The 22,517-nt window shown below is 50.6% G+C and carries 37 protein-coding genes; 8 read left to right on the top strand and 29 right to left on the bottom strand.

The features are described from left to right. Positions 1–7: 7 nt before the first annotated feature. The 4 genes from R7P80_RS23265 to R7P80_RS23250 form a co-directional block, all read right to left on the bottom strand. Positions 8–478: a hypothetical protein gene (locus R7P80_RS23265; protein WP_001281821.1), complete on the bottom strand. Its 471-nt coding sequence runs from the start codon at positions 476–478 to the stop codon at positions 8–10. Further along, positions 471–842 carry a hypothetical protein gene (locus tag R7P80_RS23260; protein ID WP_000516918.1) on the bottom strand — a complete coding sequence of 124 codons (372 nt, stop codon included), beginning with the start codon at positions 840–842 and terminating at the stop codon, positions 471–473. Before R7P80_RS23260 ends, R7P80_RS23265 begins: the two co-directional genes overlap by 8 nt. 10 nt (positions 843–852) lie before the next feature. Next, entirely contained in the window at positions 853–1,047 is a 195-nt protein-coding gene (locus tag R7P80_RS23255; protein ID WP_000343597.1) for a hypothetical protein, read from the bottom strand. Positions 1,048–1,387: 340 nt separating this feature from the next. Beyond that, entirely contained in the window at positions 1,388–1,936 is a 549-nt protein-coding gene (locus R7P80_RS23250) for a hypothetical protein (protein WP_001061573.1), read from the bottom strand. A gap of 162 nt (positions 1,937–2,098) precedes the next feature. Between R7P80_RS23250 and R7P80_RS23245 the strand changes: the two genes are divergently transcribed. Further along, positions 2,099–2,449 (top strand): type II toxin-antitoxin system RelE/ParE family toxin, encoded by a 351-nt coding sequence (locus tag R7P80_RS23245; RefSeq protein WP_000270043.1) that lies wholly within the window; start codon positions 2,099–2,101, stop codon positions 2,447–2,449. Between the two features lie 4 nt (positions 2,450–2,453). Then, positions 2,454–2,756, top strand: coding sequence for an XRE family transcriptional regulator (locus R7P80_RS23240; RefSeq protein ID WP_000124640.1), 303 nt, complete (start codon positions 2,454–2,456; stop codon positions 2,754–2,756). 26 nt (positions 2,757–2,782) lie between these two features. On the opposite strand, the gene R7P80_RS23235 is transcribed toward R7P80_RS23240, so the two are convergent. The 18 genes from R7P80_RS23235 to R7P80_RS23150 form a co-directional block, all read right to left on the bottom strand. After that, positions 2,783–3,076 carry a hypothetical protein gene (locus R7P80_RS23235; RefSeq protein WP_001239998.1) on the bottom strand — a complete coding sequence of 98 codons (294 nt, stop codon included), beginning with the start codon at positions 3,074–3,076 and terminating at the stop codon, positions 2,783–2,785. A gap of 88 nt (positions 3,077–3,164) precedes the next feature. Beyond that, positions 3,165–3,437 (bottom strand): HU family DNA-binding protein, encoded by a 273-nt coding sequence (locus tag R7P80_RS23230; RefSeq protein ID WP_001043046.1) that lies wholly within the window; start codon positions 3,435–3,437, stop codon positions 3,165–3,167. A 57-nt stretch (positions 3,438–3,494) separates the two neighbouring features. Then, positions 3,495–4,022, bottom strand: coding sequence for a thermonuclease family protein (locus R7P80_RS23225; RefSeq protein WP_001210659.1), 528 nt, complete (start codon positions 4,020–4,022; stop codon positions 3,495–3,497). A 2-nt stretch (positions 4,023–4,024) separates the two neighbouring features. After that, positions 4,025–4,216, bottom strand: a complete 192-nt coding sequence (locus tag R7P80_RS23220; RefSeq protein ID WP_001270409.1) for a hypothetical protein — start codon at positions 4,214–4,216, stop codon at positions 4,025–4,027. 25 nt (positions 4,217–4,241) lie between these two features. Beyond that, complete coding sequence (locus R7P80_RS23215) at positions 4,242–5,099, bottom strand: hypothetical protein (protein ID WP_001167036.1); 858 nt, start codon at positions 5,097–5,099, stop codon at positions 4,242–4,244. Continuing rightward, positions 5,086–5,313 carry a hypothetical protein gene (locus tag R7P80_RS23210; protein WP_004201084.1) on the bottom strand — a complete coding sequence of 76 codons (228 nt, stop codon included), beginning with the start codon at positions 5,311–5,313 and terminating at the stop codon, positions 5,086–5,088. The genes R7P80_RS23215 and R7P80_RS23210 overlap by 14 nt, the downstream gene beginning before the upstream one ends. 2 nt (positions 5,314–5,315) lie before the next feature. Further along, positions 5,316–5,834: a nitrite reductase gene (locus R7P80_RS23205; RefSeq protein WP_000210757.1), complete on the bottom strand. Its 519-nt coding sequence runs from the start codon at positions 5,832–5,834 to the stop codon at positions 5,316–5,318. Beyond that, the gene (locus tag R7P80_RS23200) at positions 5,831–6,277 is read right to left on the bottom strand and encodes a hypothetical protein (protein ID WP_000919343.1); all 447 of its coding nucleotides are present in this window, start codon (positions 6,275–6,277) and stop codon (positions 5,831–5,833) included. Before R7P80_RS23200 ends, R7P80_RS23205 begins: the two co-directional genes overlap by 4 nt. After that, entirely contained in the window at positions 6,277–6,636 is a 360-nt protein-coding gene (locus R7P80_RS23195; protein WP_000422769.1) for a hypothetical protein, read from the bottom strand. Before R7P80_RS23195 ends, R7P80_RS23200 begins: the two co-directional genes overlap by 1 nt. Positions 6,637–6,693: 57 nt before the next feature. Next, entirely contained in the window at positions 6,694–7,122 is a 429-nt protein-coding gene (locus R7P80_RS23190; RefSeq protein WP_000591076.1) for a hypothetical protein, read from the bottom strand. Positions 7,123–7,155: 33 nt separating this feature from the next. After that, positions 7,156–8,016: a DsbA family protein gene (locus tag R7P80_RS23185; protein ID WP_000139696.1), complete on the bottom strand. Its 861-nt coding sequence runs from the start codon at positions 8,014–8,016 to the stop codon at positions 7,156–7,158. Positions 8,017–8,031: 15 nt separating this feature from the next. Then, on the bottom strand, positions 8,032–8,991 hold the full coding sequence (locus tag R7P80_RS23180) for a S49 family peptidase (RefSeq protein ID WP_000829617.1): 960 nt from the start codon (positions 8,989–8,991) through the stop codon (positions 8,032–8,034). Continuing rightward, positions 8,991–9,845 (bottom strand): hypothetical protein, encoded by an 855-nt coding sequence (locus tag R7P80_RS23175; RefSeq protein WP_000539391.1) that lies wholly within the window; start codon positions 9,843–9,845, stop codon positions 8,991–8,993. Before R7P80_RS23175 ends, R7P80_RS23180 begins: the two co-directional genes overlap by 1 nt. A gap of 4 nt (positions 9,846–9,849) precedes the next feature. Then, positions 9,850–10,143 (bottom strand): hypothetical protein, encoded by a 294-nt coding sequence (locus tag R7P80_RS23170; RefSeq protein ID WP_001370730.1) that lies wholly within the window; start codon positions 10,141–10,143, stop codon positions 9,850–9,852. 10 nt (positions 10,144–10,153) lie between these two features. Beyond that, positions 10,154–10,627, bottom strand: a complete 474-nt coding sequence (locus tag R7P80_RS23165) for a hypothetical protein (RefSeq protein WP_000057876.1) — start codon at positions 10,625–10,627, stop codon at positions 10,154–10,156. A gap of 96 nt (positions 10,628–10,723) precedes the next feature. Beyond that, complete coding sequence (locus R7P80_RS23160; RefSeq protein ID WP_000648873.1) at positions 10,724–11,245, bottom strand: hypothetical protein; 522 nt, start codon at positions 11,243–11,245, stop codon at positions 10,724–10,726. Between the two features lie 2 nt (positions 11,246–11,247). Next, the gene (locus tag R7P80_RS23155; protein ID WP_000393783.1) at positions 11,248–11,769 is read right to left on the bottom strand and encodes a hypothetical protein; all 522 of its coding nucleotides are present in this window, start codon (positions 11,767–11,769) and stop codon (positions 11,248–11,250) included. Between the two features lie 4 nt (positions 11,770–11,773). Continuing rightward, positions 11,774–12,382: a hypothetical protein gene (locus R7P80_RS23150; protein ID WP_000849069.1), complete on the bottom strand. Its 609-nt coding sequence runs from the start codon at positions 12,380–12,382 to the stop codon at positions 11,774–11,776. A gap of 267 nt (positions 12,383–12,649) precedes the next feature. Here R7P80_RS23150 and R7P80_RS23145 point away from each other — a divergent pair, with 267 nt between their 5' ends. Then, positions 12,650–13,765 carry a phosphoadenosine phosphosulfate reductase family protein gene (locus tag R7P80_RS23145; RefSeq protein WP_000946104.1) on the top strand — a complete coding sequence of 372 codons (1,116 nt, stop codon included), beginning with the start codon at positions 12,650–12,652 and terminating at the stop codon, positions 13,763–13,765. 17 nt (positions 13,766–13,782) lie between these two features. Then, entirely contained in the window at positions 13,783–14,217 is a 435-nt protein-coding gene (locus R7P80_RS23140) for a hypothetical protein (protein ID WP_004201092.1), read from the top strand. A 1,036-nt stretch (positions 14,218–15,253) separates the two neighbouring features. On the opposite strand, the gene R7P80_RS23135 is transcribed toward R7P80_RS23140, so the two are convergent. The 3 genes from R7P80_RS23135 to mobI are packed head-to-tail and all read right to left on the bottom strand — an operon-like array spanning position 15,254 to position 17,170. Further along, on the bottom strand, positions 15,254–16,318 hold the full coding sequence (locus R7P80_RS23135; protein ID WP_000044788.1) for a RepB family plasmid replication initiator protein: 1,065 nt from the start codon (positions 16,316–16,318) through the stop codon (positions 15,254–15,256). A 20-nt stretch (positions 16,319–16,338) separates the two neighbouring features. Then, on the bottom strand, positions 16,339–16,626 hold the full coding sequence (locus R7P80_RS23130) for a hypothetical protein (protein ID WP_000127321.1): 288 nt from the start codon (positions 16,624–16,626) through the stop codon (positions 16,339–16,341). A 4-nt stretch (positions 16,627–16,630) separates the two neighbouring features. Continuing rightward, positions 16,631–17,170: a conjugative transfer protein MobI(A/C) gene (gene mobI, locus R7P80_RS23125; RefSeq protein ID WP_001447712.1), complete on the bottom strand. Its 540-nt coding sequence runs from the start codon at positions 17,168–17,170 to the stop codon at positions 16,631–16,633. A gap of 498 nt (positions 17,171–17,668) precedes the next feature. On the opposite strand from mobI, the gene R7P80_RS23120 reads away from it, so the two are divergent. Genes R7P80_RS23120 through R7P80_RS23110 form a run of 3 tightly spaced genes read left to right on the top strand, consistent with a single transcriptional unit; the run spans position 17,669 to position 19,383 of the window. Continuing rightward, positions 17,669–18,652 carry a ParM/StbA family protein gene (locus tag R7P80_RS23120; RefSeq protein ID WP_000077457.1) on the top strand — a complete coding sequence of 328 codons (984 nt, stop codon included), beginning with the start codon at positions 17,669–17,671 and terminating at the stop codon, positions 18,650–18,652. A 16-nt stretch (positions 18,653–18,668) separates the two neighbouring features. Next, entirely contained in the window at positions 18,669–18,962 is a 294-nt protein-coding gene (locus R7P80_RS23115) for a hypothetical protein (protein WP_000919078.1), read from the top strand. A gap of 1 nt (position 18,963) precedes the next feature. After that, the gene (locus R7P80_RS23110) at positions 18,964–19,383 is read left to right on the top strand and encodes an H-NS family nucleoid-associated regulatory protein (RefSeq protein WP_213899780.1); all 420 of its coding nucleotides are present in this window, start codon (positions 18,964–18,966) and stop codon (positions 19,381–19,383) included. 59 nt (positions 19,384–19,442) lie between these two features. On the opposite strand, the gene R7P80_RS23105 is transcribed toward R7P80_RS23110, so the two are convergent. From R7P80_RS23105 to R7P80_RS23090, 4 genes are read right to left on the bottom strand one after another with little or no spacing between them, the layout of a single operon-like run. After that, on the bottom strand, positions 19,443–19,994 hold the full coding sequence (locus R7P80_RS23105) for a FlhC family transcriptional regulator (protein WP_001020646.1): 552 nt from the start codon (positions 19,992–19,994) through the stop codon (positions 19,443–19,445). Next, entirely contained in the window at positions 19,991–20,599 is a 609-nt protein-coding gene (locus tag R7P80_RS23100) for a hypothetical protein (protein ID WP_000891157.1), read from the bottom strand. Before R7P80_RS23100 ends, R7P80_RS23105 begins: the two co-directional genes overlap by 4 nt. Positions 20,600–20,609: 10 nt before the next feature. After that, positions 20,610–21,143, bottom strand: coding sequence for a transglycosylase SLT domain-containing protein (locus R7P80_RS23095; protein WP_000790610.1), 534 nt, complete (start codon positions 21,141–21,143; stop codon positions 20,610–20,612). Continuing rightward, entirely contained in the window at positions 21,143–21,415 is a 273-nt protein-coding gene (locus tag R7P80_RS23090; protein ID WP_000356489.1) for a helix-turn-helix domain-containing protein, read from the bottom strand. The genes R7P80_RS23095 and R7P80_RS23090 overlap by 1 nt, the downstream gene beginning before the upstream one ends. 715 nt (positions 21,416–22,130) lie before the next feature. On the opposite strand from R7P80_RS23090, the gene R7P80_RS23085 reads away from it, so the two are divergent. Next, positions 22,131–22,493, top strand: a complete 363-nt coding sequence (locus tag R7P80_RS23085) for a hypothetical protein (protein WP_000683483.1) — start codon at positions 22,131–22,133, stop codon at positions 22,491–22,493. Positions 22,494–22,517 lie beyond the last annotated feature (24 nt).

Here is a 22,517-nt window from a genome sequence, read left to right as displayed (position 1 = left end):
TCCACGGTTATTTCTCCTCAGCCTTCCTGATGGGCGCTCTCAGCGCTCTCAGGACAGCTTCTTCAAGAGCTGCGGCCCCTGCCCTATCACGTCGCTTTGTTAATGCCCCATATTGCTTCCTGATGGGTAGCATCAGCTCTTCGAGTTCATTGCGCTTCCTATCGTCGGCTTCAAGTTTCTCGCTTCGCGCCAAGGCTTCGGCTTGCTCGCTTTTTGCTTGCCACTCTATCTTGTCGCCTTGCACTTCCCATGCTTTAACGTAATGAGCATCATCCAGACCTTTTGCTCCGTTGTCCGAAAACGAGGCCCCTGAGTAAATGCCACCGACAACCCAGCGCCTTTTGCTTTTTCCCTTTGAGAAATACATCTCACGGCCTAAAACACCATCGCGCAAAGTGGCTACCGAGATAAAGAGCCCAGCGTCCCCTTTCCTAAAGCCGCAGAACACAAACTCAAGCGGTTCGTATAAATCACTCATGCTGATCACTCCGAAGAACAGACAAGACCTTCTCAGCTCGCTCCTGGAGGTCTATGAGTTCGGCAGCATCATTACCGCTCAATGACATGCCCCCGCCATAGAGGCGATACTCAACGCTGTCCATCGCCTGGCGAAGCAATCCTAGAAGAGCATTCACGTTTGCCGGTGTTGATAGGGCGACGGCTTCACCTTTCAGCTCACGTCCATTAAATTCCGACCACTCGGCTATGCCTGTCAGTTCGCAACAATTTGAGCAGGACATACTGGCAACATTCTGGGGATCGTCTGGACAGTGTCCATTGATGACAAAGTTCATCTCGTCACTGCCGCACTTTCCACAAATGATGTGTACTTTTTTGCCCATGCTGCTGCCCTTAGTGGAGAGTCTGCTCTTCCACAACAATCATCCCGTCAACCAAGCTGATTGTGGCGGGACCGCAGTTACCCAGCACCTCAGCTTTGACTCCGTTGTTCAACGCGACATAAAGCCGTCTCGCCCCGTTGGTGACGCGGATGCCTTTCTGGTCGAGTTGTTCAAGCATTTCTTCGTAGGTAATTTTTTCGTCCATCAGTTCTCCTCAGCAAGGATCTCGTCGATGAGGTTCTTTGCTATCAATCTGGCATCCAAAGGGACAGCCAGGCTGTCAATTCTGCCTCTTTCATGGGCAACAATGAGTTGCGCCTTCCAAGCTATCCCGGAAAGAGAAGCATCAGGTTCTTTACCTGAGCTTCTCATACATCTTGCGTTTCGGTACGCCGCCAGCCACTCAGGTCTGGTTGAGTTATAACGCCCAAGGCCAGCTTTTCGTTGGAAGCACATTCATCGCGCACCTTTACAGATTCATTTTATGATACTGTAAACAATAAAAAGACACCTTGCAAGACTTTCACATGTGAAAGTTTTCTGGTTTACATCTGCTCGCTTGGATCAAACCCCAGAGCCTTGCACACGTCATCCAGGTCATCGAGCGTGAAGAATCCCAGCGTCAGCTCCCCGGAGCGCTTCGCGGGGTTATAGCGAATTTTGATGGGCCTACCCGTCGCATCGCTCATCAGGGTTTCCAGACGCTTAATGTCAGCATCCCTATCCACTTCTTTGCCCTTCGCTATCGCCTCATATGTATGAACCGGTGTCCTGGTATGCAGGAGATCCCTCAGGAGCTTTTCTCTCTTGCTGATAGGTAACTTAGCCACGGCTCTCACATGTCCCAGGGTGATCTTGCGTGGATTTCTGAGCCAGAGTGTGAGCTCTTCCTCCGACAGCGTACCGGCGCGTTTCAGGTGTGTAACCGTGTATACCTTCTCAATCCCCAGTTCCTCTCTGATCTGACTGTTTGAGCGCCCCTCTCCGCTTAGGAACGCGACCACATAGGCCTTTTCTGCATCAGTCATGTCTGGATGCTGGTGGTAGTAGTCAATGGCTTCTCTTGCGTCGAGCAGTAGGGGCAGGTTGTTCATTCAGTACACCTTTTAGTCACATGACTATATTGAGGCCTATTCTACCCCCTATTTTAGTCACATGACTACTTACCGGCATTTCGTCCCCCATAGCCGCCGATTTTTCTTGATTATAGGTTTGAATCTATATAGGATTGCACCTATATTAAGTAAGGAGAAACCATGTGGGTCATCGAGACAACTGACACCTTTGATGAGTGGTTCGATGCACTGGATGATACCGATAGAGCCAACGTGCTGGCTTCGATGATGGTGCTGCGAGATAGAGGTCCCATGCTGTCGAGACCATACGCGGATACTGTTAACGGTTCATCCTACAGCAACATGAAAGAGCTGCGGGTCCAAAGCAAAGGAGATCCTATCAGGGCATTCTTTGCGTTCGATCCAAAGCGTAAGGGGATTCTTCTCTGCGCCGGTAACAAGACCGGGGACGAGAAAAGGTTTTATGAAGTAATGATCCCAATTGCAGACCGCGAGTTTGCGGCGCACTTGGATAAATTGAAGAAGGAGTGACGTTATGGCAAGAACTCTTGACCAAATGCTGGCAACAGAAAAGCCTGAGGTTGTTGCCAAAGCACAGAAAGCGGCCACTGAGATGTTACTGAACATCCACTTGGCAGAGCTTCGTGATCGCATGAACCTTACCCAGGGGGAAATTGCTGCATCTCTGGGTGTGAGACAGCCGACAGTCTCCGAGATGGAAAAACCTGGACGAGATCTCAAGCTGTCGTCCATTAAGCGGTACGTTGAGGCCTCCGGTGGCAAGCTACGCCTCGATGTTGAACTTCCGGACGGCACCCACTACGGCTTTGCCGTTTAACTCGATACGCCCCGTTATGGGGCGTATTACTTATCTTGCACTTCCTCCAGCCGTTTGCGGTATATCTCTCCTGCACGTTCCCTGCCATCGTCGGTCAGCCTAAAGGCCAGCTTTAGAGAAGCATTCCGGTACTTGTTCAACAGGCCATTCTCCACCAGCGTGTGGCATGACGTTCGGAAGTTCGTTCCATGAATACCGCTCTGGCGAGCTGAGTTGATCATCTCCAGTATTTTTACACCTGGTACAGGCTCGGCTTTTCCACCGGCCTCAATTGCGTATAGAATGAACAAAACGTCCTTTTGAGTTGACGACAACCTCATTCCGCCCCCTTATTCATGTCTGATATGAATAAGGCTCCCACGAAAGGAGCCTTATGTAAACCTTATTCATGTGTCACATGATTAAGATCTAGTTCACGGAGTCTTTCAACCCCTTACCAGCTTTGAACCCAGGAATGTTGGCCGCCGCGATCTGGATGTTCTCTCCAGTCTGGGGATTCCGTCCGGTTCGCGCTGCGCGTTCCTTAACGTGGAAAGTACCAAACCCAGTAAGCGCTACTGTCCCACCCGCTTTAAGCACCTCTTTCACTGAGTTGATCAGCGCATTTACCGCAGCTTCGGCCTTTGCTTTGCTAATATCAGCGTCTTCGGCCACTTTCATAATCAGTTCGCTTTTGTTCATCGTTATTCCTGTTTGTTTTCTTGGTTACTGTTTACACCTGCATACTCTGGGGTGTGGTTAGTGCTTTCTTCGCCACTCCCAAGGGGGAGTTCTCTCCGATTCCGGTAATGCCCAGAGACCTCGCTTATCGGCTTTGGCCTCGGTCTCCAGCTTGAACAGCTCCGGTGTTTTGGCGTACTGCCGGTACACCCACGCACTCCCAGAACGGACCATTTCGGCATTGACCCATTTGCCATCGACATAGAGATTGGCAACCAGGCGGCCATAACGGTCTTTGTCGATTTGCTCCACTTTGATCATTCGACCAAACACCAGATCTGATAAGGCCTGCTTCGCCTTTGAGCCGTATGGCTGCTTTTTCTCTGGAGTATCGATCTCCGCGAGCCTTACTCGGTACTGGATCTTGCCACTCCGGCAGTCTTTTCCGGTATCGCAGCTTTGTTCCGTTAGCACTTTGACCGTATCACCATCAGACACCCCCACAACCTTTGCAGTGAAGGTCTCTGCCCACACATGAGGAGCCAGCACCAGCATTGCTGATAGGAACGCTGAAATCCCCGTCTTTTTTGCAAAACCGAACCTCATAATCACTCCATCTTTTTTGCAGCCGGTAGAGCCTTGGCCCAGCAGAGCATTGTTTTATCCGCCTTGCTGTCTACGATTCGACAGGCATCCCAGTTAAGAGATGACCAGTGAGCAATGGCAGAGGCCAACCAGTACCACGGTGCAGTAAACACCGGCAGGCCCCCTTCCTTCGTTTTAAATACCTGGTATCGCATGTTGATCCTCCTGTTTGGGTGAGGCTTAGGCCTCGTAATAGAAATTTTGTGTGTCCGGATAAGGTTTAAAGCAATGAGCTGTGGCTCGCCCAAGGGAAAGCACCGTAGCATCAGCTTCCGGCTCTTCCTCGGTATCTTTACGAGACTCCCCACCAAGTTGCGTTACCCATTCGGCAGCGAGCCGCACCCCCTCATCAAACGGCACTTTGTTCTTTTGGAGCACATCAAGATAGGAAAGTAGCAAGCAGTGAGGTGTGATGACGGCGGTGTTCCAATCGGTTGCGAGCCGAGTTTCGGCCATGTCAGAAAACCAAAAGTCTACTTGATGCTTTAATCCTATTTCAGCCATCATGCCATGCTTGCCAGCGGCCTTTCTGCCTTCCTCTACTACCTGAACCGGGGCGTCCCAGTAGAGGATTTCACCATCCGCTTCTTGGGTCGCGCACGTTGCACCTTGCGGCCAATGCCTCCGTTCCATAATGAGCTCGCAGAGTGTTTGGTTGCCTACAGGAGCCTTGTAGTCCTCATCGAGATTCACCACGATGGTTTCCGGCTCCCGTTCAACTGGTGGCAGGTATCTGGCGACCAGAGGCATTGTCAAAATCACAGCCCCATCCATGTGAAAGGATGTTGGTGCCTTCACTATTCGGTCCATTACCCAGCACCAAGCATGAAGCAACCGATCCTCTACATTGTCGTCAGCCTCAATCTCTTGAACGAACTGGTTGAAACGAACCTGACTATCCAGAAACAGGCCTGTGCTCTGACACTTATCGCTGATCGTATGAATGAGCTCCGCCTGCTCCAGAAGCATTTCTCGGGTGACTTCTTCTACATCACCAAATGCTTCAAACAACTTTGTCATGTAGTCACGAATTTGCATGTTCTTCCCCCTCGGCATCGAACTGCTTTGCAAGCTCAGGATCACCTGCCCAGCGAAGGGCGTCTCCCATATGCGTGAAAGCGCGTTTATTGTCATCTTGCTTATTCACTCTGACCGGCGTCTTTTGGTCACGAGGCTGTAGTAGCCAGTACCCGGCCTCTTCCTTGATTAGTTCTGCGGCCACCAGCAAGCCGCTCTTCGTTGCAATGATCATCATCAGCTCCCGTGGTTAAGCCAGTAGGCATAGACAGTGATGGCAAGGCCACCCGCGAGCACAATGACTGCGGCGGTACGCTGGACCCACTTCGATGCACCAAACCGCGCCAGGTGTCTCCCCAGGAACTGGAAAGGAGCCGTCTTTCCGATAGCGCGAATCACCCAGGTGATTGCCAACAGAAGGATGGCTGTGGCCGGGTATATACCAACCCCTAAGAGATTTACCTCTCCGACCGCGAGTTGATAGATGAATGCCAACAGCATGGCTACCGCAGTCAATACGGCCACAACCTTGGTCCCGTTCCGCCAGTCCCACGCTCGACGTGCGTCACTGGTAAAACTCACCATCGAGACAAGGAACGGCATAAATGGCAGGTTCATGCTGGTGGGTTTATCCATGAATGCGTCAAGACCCACAAACATGGCCGTCATCACCACATAGAACAACAGGGCGGGGACAAGCATGTCGCGTAAAGACCGAACCTGGTTGGCGTTCGCGTTTTGAGTATTCGTCGTCATTGTGTTTGTCCCTTCAACATTCCCCATAGCTGACGGTGAAGATCAGCGATTACCTTGTACGTCCCCTTCACTGCTGGTTGCTCAAGGGTCTTGAGCATCCACAAAGCAATAAACAGGCTGGAAAGCAGTGCCACCACCAACTGGATGTTGTGGCTGCTCAAATAGACGGCATAGCCGTTTAGGCAGGCACTCAATAGCAGCCAGACCCTGGCCGTCATCAGCCCCCAGCGGTGATAGGTCACGAGCAGGTAGGCTGTTACGACAGAACAGAGTGTCATTGCACCAGAAGTGGCTAGGTAAACGCCCCATGTACTGGCCTCGCCAGCGACGTAAGTGCCACCAATGGAGAAGGACAAGCCAAAGATCCAAATTGCTGCATTCCGGAGTAGGGCATCAACAATGATGTAACTAGCAGCGAGATTGATAATTCCGCGTTTTAGCATTACCCCCTCCCGTTATTCTGATACCTGCCCAGCTCAGCCCTGAGCCTATTAATTTCCTCCGTGGCTTCGGCCAACTGCTCCCGATACTTCTTGAACTGCTGATATGAATGCCAGGACTGTCCCTTCGATACTGACTTCGTGATGGCGGCGACCTCATCCGGCGTCAACCGGGTGAGCTGCTCTTCCGGGTAGATCAGGATGGTGTTGCTGTCCCAATCAAACCCAGCATGAATTGCTTTCACCCCTACGGTAGGGGTTCCACCAATCCCTCCAGGCTGGTGGATGACAAGCCTCAAAGGGGCTGAGGCCTTGTGGGGGTGAAGGCTATCGAGAGCATTTTTTGCTTCTTGTAACTCCATTGGTACACCTCATAGTGAAATCAGGCCCCTGAGGGACCTGACTTTCACATGTGAAAGTTAATTTGCATTCTGCTGTCTGACAGAAACCCTCAAGGCCAGCGCCTTTTGCATGTCGGGCTGCTGGAAACGCACCTTGGTCCGTTCAGGCCAAGTGTCCATCTCATTGCATCGCAGGGTGTCGATAGCCGCATCACGGTAAACCTGATAAAGGTCGGTTCCACCAATGGAGTTAATTGCCATCATGGCGGCAAACATCGAGTTACTGTTCATGACGCTGGTTAGAGTCTCCGGGGTTATGGGTTTGTCGCATGACTTGTTGAGGGCAACCAGCAGGTCATTACCAACCAGAGCACAGGCAGCACATACCTGTTTGGTATCATCCAGGGCTTTCGTGTATTCGTTGCTTGTCTGAGGGACGCTTGAGCAAGCCGACAGGACAAGCAGCCCCGCCAGAAGGCACCCCAATTTAGTTGTAATCTTGATCATCAGTTCTCACTCCACTTTCACATGTGAAAGTTTTTATTGGTTCGCTGAGTCGTCTTGTTGCGACTCAATCATCATTTTTCGCATCACCGCCATGATGGCTTGTGCCGGTTGAGCACCACCGAGTAGCTGACTCTTGCCTGTCTGGTTGTCTACAACAAAGGTTGCTGGAGTACCATTAACGCCGTAACTCTTGGCTTTCTGGATGTCAGCTTGAACTTTATCTTCGTGCTTGCCAGAGCTGAGACACTCACGGAAAGCATCCAGATCAGCACCAACACCCGTGACAACAGAGGCCAAGTCAGAAACACCGGCACCGTTGCCTTTGCTGTGATGGAAAATCTCATTCACGAAGACCCAGAAGCCACGGTTGCCCTTCTGTTCAGCAATACATTCAGCGGCCAACGCTTCCTTGTGAGCTGCCGGGTTATGGAAGTCGAGAGGCATGTGCTTCCACTGCCAATTCACATTGCCTTTACTGGCATCCACAATTTGCTTGGGCGTGTCGTGGAATTGCTTACAGAAGGGGCACTCCATATCAGAGAACTCCACCAGCGTGAATCGGGCACCAAGGTCCCCATAGATGTGTTTGCCGTCTTCGACCTTTTCAGGTGCCGCCTCGAACTGGGCATACTTCTGATCGATGTCGGCTTGTTGTTTCTGCGCGACAAACTTATTGATGCTTTCGGCCACAGCAGCCTCAAACTCTGCCTTGCTTTTGAAGGTGACGCCTTCGGCATCTTTCACCTGGTTGACCGTGGACTTCACGTTGGCGATCTCTTGCGCCAGATCCTTCTCTTTCACGAGCTGGTAGATTCCGAACCCGGTTCCTACGAGCCCCAAAATAATGGCGGCAAAAACCCCGAGACGTAGTGATTTGGTACTTTGTTCTGTCATGTCAAACTGCTCCTATCAGTAAACTTTCACAGCGCTGAGTTCTTGCACGAAGGAACTGGCTTCGAGCTTCGCTCGTTGGGTCAGTCGCCGGATGATGTCTTCGGTTGGTGTGTAGTCCACCAAGTTGCTCTGGTGGATGACGTCTCGCGCCACGGAGTTCAAACTCCCCAGGCCATCAATCAGCCCAATTTCTTTGGCCTGCTCCCCGTTCCAGAGCAATCCAGAAAACACCTCTGGGGCGTCTTTCAGTCGATCACCCCGCCCAGCCTTCACTCGTTCGATGAACTGCTGGTGGGTTTTCGATAGAACGCCCTCCCAGAATTTCTTCATATCAGAGGTAAGAGGGGAGAATGGGTCGAGAAGCGCTTTGTGCTCTCCGGAAGTGATTGCCCGGCGCTCGATGCCGAGCCTGTCCATCAAGCCGGTGAATCCAAACCCTGAGCTAATGACGCCGATAGAACCGACAAGACTGGCGCGGTCAGCATAGATTTCATCCGCAGCAGAGGCGATGTAATAACCGCCAGAGGCACCGATGTCATCAATGATGGCGTAGACCTTTTTCTCCGGATGAAGGGCTCGCTGCGCCTTCACTTCTTCATAAATCCGTCCTGCTTGAACCGGGCTACCGCCAGGGCTGTTTATGCGAAGCACGACAGCTTGTGAATTCGGGTTGTCGAATGCTGCTTGGATGGACGGGATAAGGTGATCAGCATCGGCCAGTGTGCCAGCAGCAATTTCACCACGGATGTTGATATACGCGGTGTGAGGGGCTCCAGCCTTGGCGCTTTGCCACGGCATCCCACCCGGATTAGATGCCAAAATGATGAAGCCGATCATGAGAAGCACGAAACCTGATGCGCGAAGCACACGCAACATGGTCCGCCAGCGCCGGTCTTTCACCTGCTCTTTATGCAGGGTGAACATGTACTTCTCAATGAGCTCTTTCTCCCAGGGGATCTCTTTGTTTTCTGCCATTAGTCTTTCCTTTTGCATGTTTCGATTATCTGTCCCCAGAACTCTTCATCAGCGCTATCAGCCCGGTCTTTGACTTTCTGGTAAACAAGGTTGGTGTTGAGCTGATGCTCACGACAGAACTGGGCAATGTTGCTGTAGGTCCTGTCCAGATAGGTGAAGGGTTTCCCTTTACCTTTTTTCTTGGCGAGGATGAGTTTCCACTCATCATTGGAGAGTTTGTCTGCGGCCTTCCTTGTGTCCGCAATGCGCCTACGCACCGTTACCGGATCAAGTCCATGCGCTCTGGCTATACTGGCAACGCAATTGAACTTCCGACCGTCAATCATGACTGTAGGCAAATCACCAGCGGCAGCCTCCTTGAATCGGAAACCTCTGTACCCTGGCCTGAAGATCCCAGGAGCAAGTTGCTCACGGAACTCGATTGCTTGTTCTGACCTGACAAACTTGCTGTCGATTTTGCCGAGCATGTACTTAGCCCGAGCGATTACCTGGTAAAGCATCTTTTCCAGGAGCATGGCGTCAGCAGCTCGACTCGGAAGACCAATATCGTCTTCTTGCTCGATACCCAACATTTCTGCATGGCTGGAGCCTTCGGCATGTCGGAAACAGCCGTCGTACTCAAAAAGAAAGGAGGCCAAACCTCCTCTCAGCTTTGCTTTGAACCGGGTGTTGGCCGCGTTCTCTGGCGCTGGTGCCAGCTCAGAAACTTCAAGCCCTAAATTTGCGGCCAACTTCCGTAGGTCTTCCTCTCCAATTCGGCATCCAGGCTGCATAACCTGCGCCAGAGCAGATTCATCAGCACATCCGCGTTCTTTCAGCTCAGCCAAGAGGTAGGGAACTCGTACTACCCCCATAAGCTCAAGCTCCCTGAATCGCGTGGACCACCAGCTCACAGAGTTTCCCGTACACAGGAGCAAGGCAGAGTGAAGCCATCACCATGCCAAAGGCTTTCGATGGAGCCTCTTTGGCGAACTTGGTCAACCACGGCATCATGCCGCACAGAGCAGCAACCATAGCGCCAGCCACCCCTAGGGAAGGGAATGCCATCACTTGGGCCAGAATGAAGAAACACTGGGCGTATGCCGCATGGGTCATCGCCTTCTTATCTGCTGCCGTGAACTCCACGGCATCTACGCTTTTGACTTTTTCCATCACATTGTCCTCATGCAACATCAGGTTTTCCGAAAAATTTTTCATACACTTCGAGGTCGAAGGCCAGCATGGTCTTTGCCGCCTTTTCACTAAGCTGGTGGAGGCTAAGCATCTGAACCTTGTCAGTGCCGGTCACTTGCAGATCCACTGCGAACCACGTCCCACCTTTGGTTACGGCCAGAACTTGCACCGCCCAGGGCTTATCCAGTCGTTCGGGCGGAGTGATCATGTTCGACACTTTGGCGACCGTCGCGGTTGAACCTACCCAGTGCTTGTCGAACGCAATAACGTTCAACGCTTCAAACGCATCCTTCGCAGCTTTAAACCGGCTACGGACAGCATCTTGTTGCTTCCAAGCCATGAACTGGATAAGGGTCATTCCACCAGCCATAAGGGTGAGAAAACTCAAGCCATTCGCAGCAGCTACGACCGTCGCTACCAAGGACCCCAACATGACGAAGCGGTTATGTTTAAGCTGGGCCACTATTCACCTCCTATACCAACCAGCGTACAGGACTTTTCAAAAATGCAACCCCGCCTAGCTGCCCAATTCGGGCAACCCTAATTCAATCCAGAACTTTCACATGTGAAACTTTCCGCCACAGGAACAGGAGGTTTTTACCTGACCAGAACGGATGGATTGATAGCGGTGCCACAACTTGACCACTTCTTTTTCGCTGAGAAGGTTTGTCTTGATGTAACGGACTCTATCCCCGTCCGCTGTCTCAACAACGGTTCGGACATAGCCGTACTTGGCAACGGGTGCCTTGTACTTGTGTGACAGAATTACCCGGTAAACCGAGAGCTGGATAATGTCCGACTCATAGATGTGGTTTACCTGGCGCAGCTTGGTGTCCAAGGGAATGAGAACCCCATTCTTGGCTTTGTACACCTGATCAACCCTGCCGTGCATGGGCACCGGCTGTGTGGTTGATATGTCCTGTTCGGATAAAAACAGAGTGGCCGAGCGCAGCTCATAAGGCATGTTCTCTGATTTCCACCACGCCCAGGTGTCTCCAATGCCGCGTTTGCGCCACTGGTCCACTTTCGCAATGACGAAAGGTGCAATGATAAGGACGAATATCCAGAGAACTGCCTTCATGACTACCTCAGGCCCCTAAACCACTCTGGATGATTGGATACATCCATGTTCTTAACCTGTGATGAGAAGACCAGTAGCTCTTGGGTCGTCAGGACGGTCTCAGGAGCCCGAGCGATGAAAGGTCTCAGCAATCCAGAACCCGCGTAGATATTGATGACCATATGCAATCGCTCTGTTGTTCCAGACACTCTCCGCCAGCTCCGGTAGGTTTCTGTTGATTTGGCATAGCCAACCAAGGCAGGAGCCAGCGTATCGGACTCCTTCGTATTCAACTTCCCTTTTGCTGCCTTCGATACGAACTCAGCGATCACCGAAGCCAGCATGTCGGAGGTAAGGTGAAGCGGCAGCTTTATCGTGTCGAAGTCAGCCTTCTTGATGGTGAACAGGCGGATGTGATCGTTGCGGTAGTCACGCACATAGATGACATGGCTCTCAAATGGGTTGGAGTGATTAAAGGCATCCATACCCCAGCCTGCGGCCTCAAGATGTGCGTTTGATACTGACTTGTCGTAATCAAATTCCACGCTATTACTCTCCGTCTTGTCGTTCAGGAACTTTCACATGTGAAATTTTTCCGTCGGTCATGATGTCCAGGACGGCTTTGCCCAGTCTCATCCCTTTATGGTTTTGAACGGGGTCTCCCTTGTAGAAAAATCCTGGCTCGTTATCGGGATGGAATACCCCGTGAGGAATGTTGTCGTGATCGCCAAGCCACATGCGTAGCCTCAGATCCACCAACCACCCATCATCCAGGACAACCCAGAAATGCGGTGTCACGATGTCCTTGGTCTGTTCGTTTCGCACAAAACCATACATGCAGTCATGAGGTACACCCGCGTCATTGAGTAGGTGGCTTACTGCCCATGTCATGCCGTCACATTCCATCTGGCAGTCATCCAAGGTCATAAGGACGGCTTCCAGTTCCCGGTGCCACTCCGTCATTTGCTTGGCCGCAGGTTTTACCACCAGCTCGTTTTTGTTTTCTGCCAAGATGATGTCTTCCTCATCAATATTGCATTCGTCTATCGCTTCCGAACGGATGGATACCGCTTCATCCCAGTCATCGCTCGATCCGAAAATGCTCCAACCCTCAAGACCGTAATTCACCCATACGATGAACCGCTTTATCGTTTTCATGTGCGGCCCCCTTTAACCGTGCAACGTTCCCACATACTCACCCCCTCAAACCGTAACCACACCAAAAAACCACTTCTTGATGATTTTCAATCAGCAAGACAGGTTGCCCCTGAACTAACCTCACCGAAAAACCACCTTTAGATTGCTTTCTGGTGCTTATCAAGTTCTCCTGAGTGACTGGTCGTTCTGAAAACTTTACTTTTCACAGCATCATTTTATAATACTGTAAATCATAAAAACAACCCAGTAAAGAAAAAAGAGCGACTTATGTTGAGACGAGAAAACCAAGGAGATTTGTTCGATGACCAGGTGGTGTTGCCATCACTGGAGTCGGTTCTTACCGGTATATCTTCCAGTCAGCGTTGTGACGATAGAACAACGTACTTCTCAGCGCCGGATGTGGACTTGAGTTTGTACGACCACATCATTGTTTGCCTGTCTGGAGGCAAGGACTCGATTGCTGCGTACTTGCGGCTGGTGGACATGGGTGTTGATAAGTCAAAGGTGGAGTTCTGGCACCATGATGTTGATGGTCAGGAAGGTAGTTCGTTGATGGATTGGGCCTTCATGCGTGATTACTGTCGTCAGCTCGGGGAAGAACTGGGTGTCCCAATGTACTTCTCGTGGCTTGAGGGCGGCTTTGAGGGCGAAATGCTCAAAGACAATGCCTATAGCCACCCCCATCGTGTAGAGACGCCTGAGGGGCTTCTGGTGCTGCCTAGAGACCATAAGCGCTCTAAGCCTGGTACACGCCTTCGTTTCCCTCAGCAATCGCCATCACTCCAAACAAGGTGGTGTTCATCAGCCTTGAAGATCGATGTTGGCCGCAGAGCTCTTAATAACCAGGAGCGCTTCAAGGGGAAGAAGATCCTTTTCATCACTGGTGAGCGCCGGGAGGAAAGTGCAAACAGATCCAAGTACAACCAGCTTGAGGCTCATGCCTGTGACAGAAGATATGGGAAGACTGCACGGTTAGTTGATGCCTGGAGGCCCGTTCTTCATTGGACTGAGGAAGAGGTATGGGAAGTAATCGAGCGTCACCGCATTCTGGCCCCAGTCCCTTATCGCCTTGGTTGGAGCCGGTCTTCGTGTATGACCTGCATCTACAACTCACAGCGTATCTGGTCCACTATCCGTCACTACTGGCCTGAACGAGCTGGGAAGATTGCTCAGTATGAACAAACCTTTGGTGTGACGGTATCAAGAAAAAAAATCGACGTAATAGATTTAGGTTCTGCTGTTGCGCCGATACAGATTAGTGATGTTGAGGCATTGGAGCAGGTATCCAGAGAGGATTACACGCTCCCGATTTTTGTGCCGGAGGGGCAGAAGTGGGTTCTCCCTGGTGGCGCATTTGGCCGAGAGGCCTGTGGTTCTGATTGATTTGTGCAGAGGTGGTAATGTTGGATTTTGTTTTTTTGGTGTTTTTGGGGCTGGGCATATCTATGGTGCTGGTGCGTCGGTCTTCCCGTAAGGGGATGGATCTTGAACTGACATGGCTCCAGTCGTTGAAGGTTGTGCTGGTTCGTGGAGCTGTTGCATTGGGTCTGGGGTTTGGCATTGGCAGGCTTGTATTGATGGGGATGCAGTATGGTTTCCTTAGTGAGTCTGTCCTGAGGGAACATGCACTTGTCTCCGTAGCGGTGGTGCTGATCTGTGGGCTTGGTTCGTTCGTTGCGTTTCACTGGATCATCGGGAGGATCTCTGGAAGATCGATCAGCGTCGTTTCTGTGATCAAAGCTGTGGTGTACGAGTCTGGTTACTTTGTGCTGTCGATGCTTATCTTGTTAGTGATACTCGTCCTGTTCGGCCTTGCATACGAGACTTTTCTCTAAAAAACAGTGTTGATTATTTTTTGCTCAGCGATCAAAAGGATAAATATAAAGATCTTTAGATCTTTGTATAAAGGATTAAAAGCGGTTAAAAACAGGTTAGGCGCTCTGAGTTGTCATTCAACGCATTGATATTGCTGGCATTTTCATATTTATTCCGTGCAACGAACCCATAGGTTGCCGTGCAGCGAACCCATAGGTTGCCGTGCAACGCCCCCACATACCCTTGGATCTTATCCACTGTTATCCACACGGAACCCCTTTTTTTTCCACAAAATCCTTACAAAACAGAGCTTTCGTGCAGCGTTCCCACATATCAGAACTGGTGTTCGTGCAGTGTTCCCACATGTCTAAGGTTATACGTGCAGTCAGCCCATATATTCTCTTCTTAACGTGCAACGTTCCCATATATCAATTTTGGTCGTTTTTTGCTCCGTGCAGCGTACCCACATGTGATCGTGCAGCGCTCCCACATACCAAAACCCCGTTTATGCACAGGAAATGTGGATAACTTTTGGCCTCTTTTTATGTGAGCACGATCACTTTATGGACTATTGGAGTCATTTTGACTGCCTTTTTAGGTTTGTCCTGATCTGTCAATCTTTGTTCTGCTTCGTCAATCGTGCAGAGTTCCCATATATCGAGAGGTTCAGAACCTGCTTTCGTGCAACGTACCCACATATCAAATCTCATAACGTGCAGGTCCCCCACATCCTCACCCTTTAACTATCAATACCTTACGGGAACCACTCTACGGGAACCACTGGAGCAGCATGGCACTTATCCTTCGTCGTGGCTTACGCTTGCACGATACTGAGACTCGGCTTGCAACTACCGTGCAACGTTCCCATATATCGAGCCTCAGCCCACGAAGCATCTGGGGTCACGTTCGCTCTATCCGTGCAGCTCCCCCATATGCGGAGGCATTCCGTTTCCGGTCTTTCCTTGTGGGCGTACCTTGTGCGCTTTCTTCTGGCATAAAAAAAGGCGCTGACGCGCCTATCTTTCTTTTCCCTGGGGTATTGGGAGCTTCTGGTGGCTACCTCCCCTTACGCTGGGGTTCATCAATGATGTCGTGGTCGATCATGCCTTGCTTGATGGCCCGTAGCTCTGTCTGCTGCTTACGCTTGTTGGACGCCATCACCTGCTTCACGAAGTTCTCATGAGGCCTTATGACGTACCGCACGTCGATGACTCTGCGGCCATCCTTGATCTGGTTCGCGTCGTAGTCGCTTATGACCTCTTGTTTGATGAGGGCCTCCAGAGCGAGCTTCATAGCTCTGACGTTCTCCGGCATCCGTGGGCTCAATTCACGAGGGCTCTGTGTCAGGAAGCTGATAAGCGATGGCGTGTACGGCGAATCTGGCGATGCTTGAGTCCAGTAGTGGCTCATTCGCTTGTAGATGTACCGTGCAAGAGGGGAGCGGATTTGCATTCCGATTTTGTAGTTGTACTGACGAAACGACAGATTCATGATCGATTCGTTTACCAGCGGGTTGAACTGCACATAGCACCTGGCGTTCCCGCCTTTCTTGCGAAACTCACCTCTGGTGGTAAGTCCCACCATCGGGAAGAAGCTGGAGCTGATGAAGGCTTCGCCGTCATCACTGATACATTCGAGTGTTGCGCCACGACAAACCTGGATTGCTTCCTTGATTTCGTTCAGGTTGTAACCGTGACCCATCTTCGAGAGCTCTTTCTGGAGTTCGTACAGAGTGAACATGACTCCAGCCTTGCCCTCGATGATATGGCCTTTCCCGTTCACTGCGAGCTTGCGTAGAGCATCCTCAAGGATTTCCTCTCGCTGTCCCGCGTAGATCAGCACGGTTCTTCCGTCATCCTTCTCGATGATGGCTGGCTTCACCTTCACCGTGAAATGCTGGCCTCTGATGGTGCATTGTCGTGTCACTACAGCGTTGGATAAATCTTCATGCTCACGCTTTTGGTCCCAAATGTACTTCGGCAGCGCATCGTAGATCTCGATGGTGTTGGAGTAGTCGTCTTTCTTGGCCGGAGATTCAATGATCTCAAACAGGCTCATTTGCGGTGAGTCTTTGATTACGTCGAGTTTCTCCAGGTCTTTGTCTTTGGTTCTCTTGCTCATGATTGTTCCGTCGATACTTTCTAGCTGGTGGTCCATGCCGCCAGCATTGTCAATGCTCCCGCTGCTACCGTCGCTGAAAACACTAGCTGGTAGATGCGACGCTTAGCCCCCGCAGTGCCGCTCATAAAACGCAGGGCTGCCGCTTCATATCGGAAATGAGCGAACTCACCCCGAAGGGTGCTATCTGTCCCCTGTGGCGATTGTGGGCGCTTTGACAGGGCAGGGCGAGGATGGCTGGCGACTTTCTTGATCATCGCTTCACATTTCCCCAGTTTCGCCAATTCAGTGGCCGCTACAGATGCTGTCATGTTGTCACACCTCGTCGCTATGTGTCTTGTTTAGCTGGCGCTCGTACTCGTTTAGCGCCCGGCGAATTTTTGCTAAGGCAGTGGCGCGTTGTCTTAACACGGCATACCTGGTTTCAACTTGCTGGATCAACTCTTGTGCCCAGACAGGCTCTTTCTTGAAGTGCGACATGCTGTAGGCATGACCGCGACCCTTCTTGATATGTGTCGATAGAACCCTTTTCTTTTGTCCGGGAACTTGTTCGACAAATCTGTTGCGATACCACTCTGCAACGAGTGATACGCCTAGAATGCGAACCCGTGTACCGACACGCCCTTGTTCGTCCTCTGACGCTTCTTCACGCGCTGATTTGTGCGCGTTCCAGTACATGTCCGCTTCCTGCTGCGCCTCGACAGCAAGAACCGCTAAGGCGTGATCCAGTTTGCTCCGTACCTCTGCAACAAACTCTCGTCCCTCTGCCTCTAGCAGATCCTCTGTTATCTCGGATCGTTCTTCTTCGAGCTTCGGATCTAGCAGATCTAGCCATCGCTCTGTTGGTAGACTCACCTCAATACCCTCCCAATTCCTATCCAATTCCTATCCACATAACTATCTATCTGGAATTTAAAGCTGATTATTCCAATACTGGAATCTAGTTCTGTCACTAGGCTAACCCATCTTTGGAATTTGTCAAATTTCCCTCTATCTATCTGGAATCTTGATGCTCTTATTCTTTCACAGCCTCTTTAAATATGAATCTATATGTAAAGATTCCAGATATATTGGATATGGCATCAAAGATTCCAAATGCCTCTTTACCACCGTCTCTCGATGCTGGAGGGCAAGCGGTTCTCGATGCGAGGGTAAGGTCTGTTTATCTGAGCCTATCCGTGCAGCGTTCCCATAGGTTCCCTTACTCAACGATCAAAAAGCCACCGAAAAGCAACCTATATGCCCCTTTTGGGCAATTACACAGGCCATCTGTCCCCGCTTTTAGCCTTATTCTCTATCCAACACGCGGCAAGCAATCGAAAAGCAATCTAAAAGCAATCTTTGGAGGATTTCATGAGTCAATTTGTTCTGGGTTTGGATATTGGTTACTCCAACCTGAAAATGGCAATGGGGTATAAAGGTGAGGAAGCTCGCACAGTCGTCATGCCGGTGGGGGCAGGTCCATTGGAACTGATGCCACAACAGTTAACTGGCGGTGCAGGGACCTGCATTCAGGTTGTGATTGATGGAGAGAAATGGGTTGCAGGCGTCGAGCCTGACCGATTGCAAGGATGGGAGCGTGAGCTTCACGGCGACTATCCTTCGACCAATCCATACAAGGCTCTTTTCTACGCTGCACTCCTGATGTCCGAGCAGAAGGAGATCGATGTGCTGGTGACTGGCCTGCCTGTTAGTCAGTACATGGACGTAGAGCGCAGAGAGGCGTTGAAAGCTCGGCTTGAGGGCGAACACCAGATCACGCCAAAACGATCGGTAGCGGTTAAGTCTGTCGTGGTTGTACCTCAACCTGCCGGTGCTTACATGGATGTTGTAAGTTCAACCAAAGATGAAGACCTCCTGGAGATTATCCAGGGAGGAAAAACCGTTGTAATTGACCCTGGGTTCTTTTCTGTAGACTGGGTAGCTCTTGAAGAGGGAGAGGTCCGCTATCACTCATCTGGCACCAGCCTCAAGGCGATGTCGGTGTTGCTACAGGAAACGGACCGGCTAATTCAGGAAGACCACGGCGGTGCCCCTGGCATCGAAAAGATCGAGAAAGCTATTCGTGCCGGTAAGGCCGAAATCTTCCTCTACGGTGAAAAGGTATCGATCAAAGACTACTTCAAGAAAGCCTCAACCAAAGTCGCTCAAAACGCCTTGATCCCTATGCGGAAGTCAATGCGTGAGGACGGGATGGATGCTGACGTAGTTCTGCTGGCTGGCGGCGGTGCCGAGGCTTACCAAGATGCGGCCAAGGAGCTTTTCCCTAAGAGCAGGATCGTACTGCCCAACGAATCCGTGGCATCCAATGCCAGGGGCTTCTGGTTCTGCGGCTGATAGATAGGAGGTCGTTGTGGCTGGTAGCAAATGGGATGGAAAAATATCTAATCTGAACATATCGGAGCAAGCCTTTCCGGAGCTCTATCGTGAACTGTCCCAGATGCAGCATAAGGCGCGTAGTGATCGGCTCCGCGCCCTTGCTCTATTGGGTCTTTATTCTCTTCGATTTTCTGGCAACATTGGGTCTTTTGAGCAACAGAGTTCAGAGAGTCAACCTGCACAGCATCAAAATTCGCCAGTGCAGACTGACGCAAAACTGAACTCTCAACGTGATTCACTTAAAGGAAAACTGATGGGCTCCGTATGACATGAAAGACCACGAGGAGTCCTCTACGCTATCAGCGGCTGAACGTAGAGAGTTAATAATCGCAGAGTTAAAGCGTAAAAGCCGCATTCGCACCCTGTTGCGAGGACTCCCGTTAGATGAAGTTCGGGAGATCATTGACAGAATGAAGGGCGTTCTCAATGAACTGGAGGAAGAGTACAAAAAGCGAGAAGAAGAAGAAAAAGAAAAGCGAGCTCAGGCTGAGCGAATAATGAGCGACATGGAATCCTGCGGTGTGGACATCGGCTTGCTCAACGAAATGTTCACGAGCAGATCAGAACCTGATAATGCTAAATATTCAAAAGACGGAGTTTCGTGGAGTGGGCAAGGACGTCGCCCGGATGCTTTCAAGGGGTTGGGAGCTGTCGAGCTGGAGCGCTACCGTATCCCACAGAAGAAGTAAAAAAATGAGCGCCGCAAAGTTTGGGCGCTCATCTTCTGGTCCGAAATGTCATAGTCTACTCAAGCACACTCTTTCTCCCCACCACCATGCCTTCCTTGTTCTTTGCAGAACGGACATTCAACGCAGGTTCTTTGATTAACAGAGGTGAAGTACGTACACTTGCAGTTGTCGCACACCTCCAGCATTGCGTCCCCACTTCTCAGCTCCGAAGCAAGACACCAGGCATCAGTAATATCAAACGGAGCCCACCGAGCACCTTTCATTCCGGGCACTTCTTTGCGGATTGCGTGATACATTCTAAATGCCTTGTTCAAGGCTTTGATGTTCACAGACCGCAACACGGCTTCTCCACCAATGTTGAAGTAGAGCTGCATTAGAAGAGAGGCCTGTATCTTGGATGTGTGACTATGAATCAGTGTCGCACCACCCCGGAAAGTTCTGGATTTTCGTTCCAGAGTATATCCGTCCCTCTCCAGATCCTGGTAAAGCCGTCTGACCTGTTTGTAGGTCAGGCCAGTCTCGATCATGATGATTTTTGTGATGTACCCAGCAAGGGCCATGTGTCGAGCTGTAACCCAGCGACCCAATGTACCAGAGTTGCCAATGTTCATCTCCACCTCCCACGTCCCTGTAGAGACTGTTGCAGTTTTTTCAATACCGGGTGTGTTAACTCTTCCCGGCTGTCATCGAGAATTTCTTCAATGATGCTCGGAGCAAAACGAAGCGTAAAATGCGTAACCGTTGTTCCAGACATGTGGCGCAACTGGCTGTCTGTTGCCTTAGCCACCAGCTCCGCAAGCTCTCTCGAAACCCCGAAAACTTCCTTTGCCATCTCCGGGTCTCTCGATGCGACGCGGTTAAATAGCAACCAGTAGGCAGCATCAAATTCATCAACACTATGGTTGATAAAAACTACAGGGTCGTAGTCGCCAGAGAGTCGCGTGATGATGTTCTGCTCTGCTGTTTCGAGTTTGAAAGAGATCAACACGCCAGAGGCCAGAGCTTCCAATTGGGAAGGTGTTGCCAGTGACAGCTTTTGAACGGTGTCCATGCCCAAAGAAAATTGTGAGGCCGCATCATCTGGACGTTCTTTTGCCAGAGTGGATAGCAGGTTCCACAATGTCAGATCGAACTCGTAGACGTTTCTATCAGCTTCTTCTTGATCGAGGTTGACGGCTCTTGCATCCCACGCACCAATAATATCCAGTTCCAACATTCCGCCCCCCTCACAAATCACGAAGGTTGCGATAGATAGCCAAGACTCGGCTACCATAGTTTCTGGCTCGGATTTCGTCTTCCCAGGCGTGATAGCGGCCAACGCCAAGCTCCAAGTCATTTGGAGATGACTGAATGGCTTCTGATAGCACCTCTGCCCCAACCATGACGTTGGTCTCTGGGTCGAGAAGATCTGCTGGAGAAGAAACTCTATGACCATTCCACCGGATGCTCACTTGCATAAACCCGACATCAATGGCACGACCGTACTGCTGCTGAAACTCAGCGAGCTTAGCCTTTGCCTGATCTTCCGACTTAGCATAGAAAGGAAGCCCAGGAACGCGAAGCGTCCAAGGCCAAGGACTTATAGAGCCATTACCTCTCCCTGATGCAGATTCGGCCAATGCGACCGAATACACTAGAAGAGGGTCGAGGTTATATGCTTTCGCTGCTTTGTCGAAGATGGTTCCGCTCAGGTCAATAGCATTCGCTGTTGATGAAAGGAGAGCCGCAGACAGAACTAGCGCCTTGGCTTTGTTCTTCATCAGCTTGCCTCCTTATGTCTGAGGGGTATTTCGTGTTCTTCGTCGTACCGCTCCGGCCAAATCTCAGACGGCTTCACACCCAAAGCTGTAGCTATCTCATGTTCCCAGCGTGGACTGGGCTTATAGAGTGCCGTAGACACCACCTGCCGAGATGTTTTGTGTTTTCTGCCCAATGCGGCCAGAGAAAGCCCCTGGATCTTGAGTTTGTACTTGATCCACTCACGTTTCTTCTCTGGGTCGCTTGGGATGTCTATCAATTGGCATTTATCCATTGTTTGCCACCCTTTAAACTGCGTTGTTAGCCATACAAAAAGTGCGTTATTCGATGAACGCTTTTAGAGTTCTTCTATTGTCACAAACTGACACATTTTGCGCCTTTACAAGCCCAAATAATGATGCTGTCAACAATAAAAAACCTTTAAAAACATGCACTTAACTTTGTACCGACGGAACAAAGTTACAATACTTTTAGTAATCAATGGGATACGGATATTTTTGCGATAGCAATGGAAAGTGCGCCAAAAGAATGGCGGAAATAGCGCACGGGGAGTGCGGTATTTTGTGATATTAAATAGCGTTTAGGTATAAGTGATTTTAGGGATACAGCGAGGGCTGAAATTGCGAATACAGCAGGAGCTGAGGAGGGCAGGGAAGGCAAAGGCGCATCCCGACCACACAAGGATGATGGTGTTTACAGAAAGAGATATTTGAGAAAGAGAACTCTGCGGTGTTGCAGATGGGGACCAAAGCGTTAGCAATGGCCTATTCCATAGTGTATGCGATTTGTTTGACATGTTCAACTATGTAATGCTTTGTCAATAAACGCCTTGTTCCGTAAGGGCAAACTTTCACATGTGAAAGTTTGAGGGCAAATTCTAATCGAAGAAGTTGCCAATGGAATGGTTGTTTAGCAAAAAATAGTCAAATTTTCACAGTTGCATTTTTTGATGCCGTGGTAAACTGGAGGTAAAGAGTAAGGGGGTTGATATGAAACATGTGGTCAATATTCTTCTGCTGGGAATGGTGCTTCTGGGAATAGCCATGATGGCTGACACACCTTGGGGACTTGGTGTGGCGCTGGCTCCCTTCGGCGTTTGGGGTGCTCGTTTCCTATTTCTGGTTCACAAAAGCCTTTGGGCTGCTGTTATCTTTTGGGGAGGGATCGCTTACTTCCAGTGGCAAGTTGCTTTGGTTGTCGGGGCTCTGTTTGGACTAACGTGCTTTATCCGCGTTGCGCGGTCAGCATATAAAGAGGCACCACCTACCCGGCGCAGAAAAAAACAAACTGGTGGGTTTCAAGATTCCTATGATTTTGACCAGCGCTTCCATATTGGAGCTGGAGACGAATAAGGGGGCCTGCTGGCCCCCTTATTA

The sequence above is a fragment of the Vibrio sp. 2092 genome, from assembly GCF_033339635.1.
Classification (GTDB): Bacteria; Pseudomonadota; Gammaproteobacteria; order Enterobacterales; family Vibrionaceae; genus Vibrio; species Vibrio alginolyticus.
The sequence above is the reverse complement of the archived record's forward strand: the minus strand, read 5'-3'. Positions and strand labels throughout refer to the sequence as shown.

Coding starts and splice junctions, on each gene's coding strand:
- R7P80_RS23185 (WP_000139696.1), bottom strand. CDS start 8,016: ATGACAGAACAAAGTACCAAATCACTACGTCTCGGGGTTTTTGCCGCC.
- R7P80_RS23210 (WP_004201084.1), bottom strand. CDS start 5,313: ATGATCATTGCAACGAAGAGCGGCTTGCTGGTGGCCGCAGAACTAATC.
- R7P80_RS23230 (WP_001043046.1), bottom strand. CDS start 3,437: ATGAACAAAAGCGAACTGATTATGAAAGTGGCCGAAGACGCTGATATT.
- R7P80_RS23135 (WP_000044788.1), bottom strand. CDS start 16,318: ATGAGCAAGAGAACCAAAGACAAAGACCTGGAGAAACTCGACGTAATC.
- R7P80_RS23140 (WP_004201092.1), top strand. CDS start 13,783: ATGTTGGATTTTGTTTTTTTGGTGTTTTTGGGGCTGGGCATATCTATG.
- R7P80_RS23110 (WP_213899780.1), top strand. CDS start 18,964: ATGAAAGACCACGAGGAGTCCTCTACGCTATCAGCGGCTGAACGTAGA.
- R7P80_RS23145 (WP_000946104.1), top strand. CDS start 12,650: ATGTTGAGACGAGAAAACCAAGGAGATTTGTTCGATGACCAGGTGGTG.
- R7P80_RS23200 (WP_000919343.1), bottom strand. CDS start 6,277: ATGCTAAAACGCGGAATTATCAATCTCGCTGCTAGTTACATCATTGTT.
- R7P80_RS23250 (WP_001061573.1), bottom strand. CDS start 1,936: ATGAACAACCTGCCCCTACTGCTCGACGCAAGAGAAGCCATTGACTAC.
- R7P80_RS23150 (WP_000849069.1), bottom strand. CDS start 12,382: ATGAAAACGATAAAGCGGTTCATCGTATGGGTGAATTACGGTCTTGAG.
- R7P80_RS23180 (WP_000829617.1), bottom strand. CDS start 8,991: ATGGCAGAAAACAAAGAGATCCCCTGGGAGAAAGAGCTCATTGAGAAG.
- R7P80_RS23260 (WP_000516918.1), bottom strand. CDS start 842: ATGGGCAAAAAAGTACACATCATTTGTGGAAAGTGCGGCAGTGACGAG.
- R7P80_RS23265 (WP_001281821.1), bottom strand. CDS start 478: ATGAGTGATTTATACGAACCGCTTGAGTTTGTGTTCTGCGGCTTTAGG.
- R7P80_RS23105 (WP_001020646.1), bottom strand. CDS start 19,994: ATGAACATTGGCAACTCTGGTACATTGGGTCGCTGGGTTACAGCTCGA.
- R7P80_RS23225 (WP_001210659.1), bottom strand. CDS start 4,022: ATGAGGTTCGGTTTTGCAAAAAAGACGGGGATTTCAGCGTTCCTATCA.
- R7P80_RS23120 (WP_000077457.1), top strand. CDS start 17,669: ATGAGTCAATTTGTTCTGGGTTTGGATATTGGTTACTCCAACCTGAAA.
- R7P80_RS23095 (WP_000790610.1), bottom strand. CDS start 21,143: ATGAAGAACAAAGCCAAGGCGCTAGTTCTGTCTGCGGCTCTCCTTTCA.
- R7P80_RS23170 (WP_001370730.1), bottom strand. CDS start 10,143: ATGGAAAAAGTCAAAAGCGTAGATGCCGTGGAGTTCACGGCAGCAGAT.
- R7P80_RS23190 (WP_000591076.1), bottom strand. CDS start 7,122: ATGATCAAGATTACAACTAAATTGGGGTGCCTTCTGGCGGGGCTGCTT.
- R7P80_RS23235 (WP_001239998.1), bottom strand. CDS start 3,076: ATGAGGTTGTCGTCAACTCAAAAGGACGTTTTGTTCATTCTATACGCA.
- R7P80_RS23220 (WP_001270409.1), bottom strand. CDS start 4,216: ATGCGATACCAGGTATTTAAAACGAAGGAAGGGGGCCTGCCGGTGTTT.
- R7P80_RS23090 (WP_000356489.1), bottom strand. CDS start 21,415: ATGGATAAATGCCAATTGATAGACATCCCAAGCGACCCAGAGAAGAAA.
- R7P80_RS23255 (WP_000343597.1), bottom strand. CDS start 1,047: ATGGACGAAAAAATTACCTACGAAGAAATGCTTGAACAACTCGACCAG.
- R7P80_RS23240 (WP_000124640.1), top strand. CDS start 2,454: ATGGCAAGAACTCTTGACCAAATGCTGGCAACAGAAAAGCCTGAGGTT.
- R7P80_RS23195 (WP_000422769.1), bottom strand. CDS start 6,636: ATGGAGTTACAAGAAGCAAAAAATGCTCTCGATAGCCTTCACCCCCAC.
- R7P80_RS23215 (WP_001167036.1), bottom strand. CDS start 5,099: ATGCAAATTCGTGACTACATGACAAAGTTGTTTGAAGCATTTGGTGAT.
- R7P80_RS23245 (WP_000270043.1), top strand. CDS start 2,099: ATGTGGGTCATCGAGACAACTGACACCTTTGATGAGTGGTTCGATGCA.
- R7P80_RS23085 (WP_000683483.1), top strand. CDS start 22,131: ATGAAACATGTGGTCAATATTCTTCTGCTGGGAATGGTGCTTCTGGGA.
- R7P80_RS23100 (WP_000891157.1), bottom strand. CDS start 20,599: ATGTTGGAACTGGATATTATTGGTGCGTGGGATGCAAGAGCCGTCAAC.
- R7P80_RS23175 (WP_000539391.1), bottom strand. CDS start 9,845: ATGGGGGTAGTACGAGTTCCCTACCTCTTGGCTGAGCTGAAAGAACGC.
- R7P80_RS23160 (WP_000648873.1), bottom strand. CDS start 11,245: ATGAAGGCAGTTCTCTGGATATTCGTCCTTATCATTGCACCTTTCGTC.
- R7P80_RS23130 (WP_000127321.1), bottom strand. CDS start 16,626: ATGACAGCATCTGTAGCGGCCACTGAATTGGCGAAACTGGGGAAATGT.
- R7P80_RS23205 (WP_000210757.1), bottom strand. CDS start 5,834: ATGACGACGAATACTCAAAACGCGAACGCCAACCAGGTTCGGTCTTTA.